This window comes from Methanocalculus sp., assembly GCF_029762515.1.
Classification (GTDB): Archaea; Halobacteriota; Methanomicrobia; order Methanomicrobiales; family Methanocorpusculaceae; genus Methanocalculus.
The window spans coordinates 1-5,138 of sequence record NZ_JARVGN010000144.1 but is presented as its reverse complement, the minus strand read 5'-3'; the positions used below and the strand labels follow the sequence as shown (position 1 = coordinate 5,138).

Annotated in this window: 3 protein-coding genes and 1 pseudogene; all 4 read left to right on the top strand. The window is 52.4% G+C overall.

What is annotated here, in order from left to right:
• Window positions 1-794, top strand: a pseudogene (gene purH / locus QCH34_RS06455) (bifunctional phosphoribosylaminoimidazolecarboxamide formyltransferase/IMP cyclohydrolase); the annotation flags it as partial.
• Between the two features lie 308 nt (window positions 795-1,102).
• Entirely contained in the window at window positions 1,103-1,735 is a 633-nt protein-coding gene (locus QCH34_RS06450; RefSeq protein ID WP_300331957.1) for a DUF4013 domain-containing protein, read from the top strand.
• A gap of 210 nt (window positions 1,736-1,945) precedes the next feature.
• Window positions 1,946-3,448 carry a 2-isopropylmalate synthase gene (locus QCH34_RS06445; RefSeq protein WP_300331954.1) on the top strand — a complete coding sequence of 501 codons (1,503 nt, stop codon included), beginning with the start codon at window positions 1,946-1,948 and terminating at the stop codon, window positions 3,446-3,448.
• Window positions 3,432-5,105: a biosynthetic-type acetolactate synthase large subunit gene (gene ilvB, locus QCH34_RS06440; RefSeq protein ID WP_300331951.1), complete on the top strand. Its 1,674-nt coding sequence runs from the start codon at window positions 3,432-3,434 to the stop codon at window positions 5,103-5,105. The genes QCH34_RS06445 and ilvB overlap by 17 nt, the downstream gene beginning before the upstream one ends.
• The last annotated feature ends 33 nt before the right edge of the window (window positions 5,106-5,138 follow it).

Genomic DNA, 5,138 nt, shown 5'->3' with positions numbered 1-5,138 from the left:
AGGGCAAACAGATGTCCTATAACAACTATCTCGACCTCAATTCCGCAGTCGGCCTTCTCAGGGAGTTTGATAATCCCGCATGCGTCATCGTCAAGCACAACAACCCCTGTGGTGTTGCAACCGGGGAAACACTCATCAACTCCTATATCCGGGCACGGGATGTCGATCCTGTCTCGGCATATGGTTCCGTTGTTGCGATGAACCGCGAGGTCGGATCTGATGTGGCAGAAGCAATCTGCAGCACCTTTGTCGAGGTGATCATCGCACCCTCATTCTCATCAGAGGCTCTGGAGATGATGAAGGCAAAAGAGAATATGCGGGTGCTGATTATGCCTGAACCCTCACTGGCTGATGAGCTTCGGTCCATCGACGGCGGTATCCTCTGTATGCGGACACCTCCATACCTCGAACACTGGGAAGTGGTATCAGAACGTGAGCCGACTGCAGCAGAACTGGATGCAATGAGGCTTGCATGGCGGGTCTGCAAACACACAAAGAGCAATACGATCATCTTTGCAAACAACGAAGAGACCCTTGGGATCGGAGCCGGCCAGATGAGCAGGGTTGATGCGGCAAAGATCGCGATCGAGAAGGCGAATAAGTCCCTGAAGGGATCGGTTGCCGCCTCCGATGCCTTCCTCCCCTTCCCCGACACTCTTGAGGTGGCGTCAGACGCGGGAGCAACCGCCCTCATCCAGCCCGGGGGTTCAATCCGGGATGCCGAGGTTATTGAGGCGGCCAATAAGCGGAATATGGCGATGATCTTCACCGGAGTCAGGTACTTCAGGCATTAGACTGGAATATTCCCTGACAATAATCAAAACCTACATTTTTATATTTAATGAAAGTTCTTCATAATAAATAATATCTATACTATTATTATACTGCTTTTTTTCAGGCATTGCATTCCCGATGAAACTTGATCGTCTTTCCCTCTTCTATTCCCTCCATTACACCAATCGGGCATTTTTTCTCCCTGTATATCGAACTTCTCACAGTATCACATCTTAATCTTTCAAAAAAGCCCAATTATCGTTCATTTATGGGTTAAATATATATACAAAGAAGATCGTATTCTGATTACCACAGAGGTGGTGACACTATGGAATATGGTACATTACTTGGCAACTCTTTTGAGTATACAAAGGAATGTCTGATCGGTAAGTGGATGAAGTGGATTCTCCTCATCATCTCATCGATCATCTTCCCTCTTATCTATGGGTATGTAATGAGAATTTACAAGGGAACGACCCCGGCTCCCGAACTTGAAAACTGGGGCGGTCTCTTCATTGACGGTATCAAGCTGCTGATTGTGGGAATTATCTACGCAATACCCCTCATAATCGTTGCATTTGTCATGGGCTTCGGTGCAGCCGGTGCTGCCATGGCAGGAGGGGATATGGCAGCCTTTGGTGCAATGGGTCTTGGCTTACTTGTCTTTTTCATCGTTGCTATCATCATCATGCTTATCCTCCCGATCGCCTACATCCGGTTCTCACGGATGGAATCATTTGGCGAGGCATTCAACTTCGGTGCTATCTTCGAGACCATCGGTAAGATCGGCTGGATCAACTACATCATCGCACTGATCATCCTCGGAGTTGTCCTTGCTGTTATCCAGTTCGTCCTGATGCTCATCCCGATTCTTGGCCAGCTCCTGCTCTTCATCCTCATGCCGGCGTTCATCATCTTCACAGCACGCTACATGACGCTTGTCTATGACAGCGCTGCCTGAGCAGAACCGAAATTAACTCTCTTTTTATTTTTTGCCGACATTGGAGAGCCTCGGCCATGAATAGAGTGATGATAAGACTTGCTCTTTGGGACTATCGGGGATGCCCTGAATGAAGAATGGAGAAATGCAATTGTTTCCCAACCAGTTGAAAAAAAACAACCTATTAAATATTCTCACATACCATTATTGAAATGGTGCTTTCCACTATGAGTGATTGCTTTATTTGTTAAAAGCCCACGCTTTTTAGACACGACACTGCGTGACGGGGAACAGACCCCCGGTGTATCGCTGAAACCCGATGATAAGTTAAACATTGCAACACTTCTCTCAGACATTGGTGTTTCTGTCATCGAGGTTGGATCAGCTGTTGCATCTGATGGAGAACGAGAGTCTCTCAGGCTGATATCCGATGCCGGACTGAAGGCAGAGATCTGTACTTTTGTCCGGGGTGTCCGGCTTGATATCGACTATGCAGCAGATTTTGGTGCTGAATCCATCCATCTTGTCATCCCGGTATCTGATCTTCATATCGAGAAGAAACTCCAGAAAGACCGGGAGTATGTGATGAAGATGGCATGGGATTCTGTCGAATATGCAAAGGATCGCGGCTTGATCGTAGAGCTCTCGGGCGAAGATGCATCAAGAGCCGACCAGGCATACCTGTACGATCTCTATGCAGGGGGAGTTGATCGGGGTGCGGATCGGATCTGCTTCTGTGATACGGTCGGCGTAATGACCCCCGAGCGGGCGGGTGAGATCATCCCGCCTCTTGCCACACTCGCGCCTCTCTCGATCCACTGCCACAACGATCTGGGGCTTGGCCTCGCAACGACCCTCTCCGCCCTGAAATCCGGTGCATCATGCGCCCATGTGACGGTCAACGGCCTGGGTGAGCGGGCAGGCAACACCCCGCTTGAGGATCTTGTGATGTCGCTTGAGGTCCTGTATGGAGTGAAGACCGGTATCAAAACCGAAGAGCTCTACCACCTCTCAACGCTGGTTTCACGGCTTACCCGTGTACCGCTTCCGACAAACAAGGCGATCGTCGGGGAGATGGCATTTACCCACGAAAGCGGCATCCATGCACATGGCATCCTCCGTGATGCTGCAACCTATGAGCCGATCATGCCTGAGATGGTCGGAAGACGGCGGCGGATCCTCCTTGGGAAACACTCGGGCAGCGCCTCTGTTGAAGCAGCCCTGTCAGAGATGGGATACAGGACAGAACCACGGCAGCTCCAGGAGATCGTCTCACGGGTGAAGCAGCTTGGCGATGAAGGAAAGCGGGTCACCGACTCGGATCTCCATGCAATCGCAGAAGCGGTGCTGGATATCTCCTGCACGCCGGTGATCCAGATGAAACAGTTCACGACGGTCTCGGGCAACAGTGTTATGCCGACGGCATCGGTTACCCTGACCGTCAATGGTGAGGATATCACCCAGGCATCCACAGGAACCGGCCCGGTTGACGCGGTCATCATGGCCCTCAGAAAAGCGGTGCAGGATGTCGGCGATATCACCCTTGAAGAATATCATGTCGATGCGATCTACGGGGGAACAGATGCTCTTGTAGACGTCACAGTTAAGTTAAGGAAGGACGGAGAATTGATCACCTCCCGCGGCGCCAGAACGGACATCATCATGGCGTCGGTTGAGGCGATGATATCCGGAATGAACAGGTTATTGAGGAAAAAAGATGAAAACCGGGGCTAAAATTCTCATTGAAGGACTATTGCGGCAGGGAGTGACGACTATCTTCGGCTACCCCGGTGGTGTGGTACTCCCAATCTACGACGAGCTGTACGACTCCCCCCTCCGCCATATTCTTGTGCGGCATGAGCAGGCTGCAGCCCATGCGGCAGACGGGTATGCACGTGCTTCCGGCAGGACAGGTGTATGCCTGGCAACATCCGGGCCGGGAGCATGCAATCTTGTGACCGGGATTGCGACTGCATATATGGACTCCGTTCCTATGGTGGCACTGACCGGACAGGTCCCAACAGCCCTGCTTGGAAACGATGCCTTCCAGGAGTCTGATATCACCGGCATCACGATGCCGATCACAAAACACAGCTACCTCGTCAAGAGGGCTGAGGATATCGACACGGTTCTTGCTGAGGCATTCCATATCGCCGGCACCGGCAGGCAGGGTCCTGTCCTGGTTGATCTTCCAAAAGATGTCGTGACCAATGAAGCGCCCGATCCGGGACCCCTGAAGGAGGTCTCCCTCAGAGGGTACAACCCGACATTCAAAGGGCATCTCAGGCAGATTGAAAAAGCCCTCTCCATGATAGCAGAGGCAGAGCGGCCGGTGATCTATGCGGGCGGAGGCGTGATTGCATCAGATGCATCACCTGAGCTTGTCCGGTTTGCTGAGATGACCGGGATTCCGGTGACGACCACCCTGATGGGCATCGGAGCAATCCCCTGCGATCACCCCCTCAACCTCGGCATGCTCGGGATGCATGGTACAAGATATGCAAACTATGCCATCACCGAATGTGATCTCTTAATCGCCATCGGAGCACGGTTTGATGATCGGGTAACCGGCAGGGTTCAGTCTTTTGCCCCGAATGCCAGGATCATCCATATTGATATCGATCCTGCCGAGATTGGAAAGAACAAGGTGGTTGATCTCCCGATCGTCGGCGATTCACGCCAGGTCCTGATCTGCATGCTCGACCGTCTCACCGGAACAACCGACAGGTCTGTCTGGAATGAGAAGATCAGCCACTGGAAGGTGCAGTACCCGATGGCCTGCCCGGAAGACGGGGTGCTCAGGCCGCAGCTTGTCATTAAAACCCTCTCCGATCTCCTCGATGGAGAGGGGATCATCGTCTCCGAGGTCGGGCAGAACCAGATGTGGACCGCACAGCAGTTCTGTTTCAAACACCCAAGAACCTGGATCACCTCCGGGGGTCTTGGGACGATGGGATATGGCCTGCCTGCTGCAATGGGAGCCCACTTTGCCCGCCCCGATCTCCCGGTCTTTGATATTGCGGGAGATGGGAGTATCCAGATGAATATCCAGGAATTTGGCACCATCGTCCAGTATGATATCCCCGTCAAGGTTGTCATCCTGAATAACATGTACCTCGGGATGGTCAGGCAGTGGCAGGAGCTCTTCTATGACCGCCGCTACTCCTATACCGAACTGCCGTCTGTGGACTTCGTCGGTATTGCCGCAGCATATGGAATCGACGGAATGAGGGTCGATTCTGCAGATCAGGTGAAAGAGGCGCTCACTGCCGCCATCGATACAGACGGCCCGTTCGTCCTTGACTTCAGGGTCGAGCGGGAGGAGAATGTCTTCCCGATGGTCCCTGCCGGTGCTGCCATCAATGAGATGATTGGGGGGGAGAAGAAATGAAGGTCCATACCCTTTCAGTCCTTGTTGAGAATC